Annotated in this window: 1 protein-coding gene; it reads right to left on the bottom strand. The window is 47.7% G+C overall.

What is annotated here, in order from left to right:
• A partial coding sequence (locus tag MJ764_RS11370; protein WP_275415320.1) for a calcium-binding protein occupies positions 1 to 642 on the bottom strand: 642 nt, incomplete at both ends.

Genomic DNA, 642 nt, shown 5'->3' with positions numbered 1-642 from the left:
ACGTCCATCCAAATAATAGCCAACCAGATAGATTACATCCCCATTAACCCCATTGGTTACCTTAATGCCTTTTTCGTAAGCACTGATGGACAGATTATCCAGTGGTACATCCACAATCACTACCGACTGCCCACTGTAATCCTCAATCGTAGTAACGCCGTCACCACTATTAAACACAAAGAAATCATCACCTATACCACCATTCAGATAATCATTGCCTTTGCCGCCCAGCAGCCAGTCGCGCCCGTCGCCGCCGTAAAGCCGGTCGTTACCATTACCGCCACTGAGGTAATCATTTCCTTCATCGCCTTGTAGCAAATCATTGCCTTCGCCGCCAAGTATCGTATCATCGCCCTCCCCGCCATAAATCACATCATTACCACCGGCCGTATCTGTATCATTCATATTCATCGCATTACCGCCGCTGAGGAAATCATTGCCGTCTCCACCATAGATCACATCATTGCCGCCACCGCCAAAAACAGTGTCGTTGCCGGTACCACCATCAAGGTAATCATTGCCATAGCCACCATCTATATAATCATCACCTGCTTCACCATAGATAGTGTCATTACCATTATCCTGCGGCCGGTTTTCTTTCGGATTCTCCCAGCCCAGATCGCCGAATAATTTATCATCACC

Origin of the sequence: Snodgrassella gandavensis (genome assembly GCF_914768025.1) — a bacterium.
Taxonomy (GTDB): domain Bacteria; phylum Pseudomonadota; class Gammaproteobacteria; order Burkholderiales; family Neisseriaceae; genus Snodgrassella; species Snodgrassella gandavensis.
This window is presented reverse-complemented; position numbering and strand designations above follow the sequence as displayed.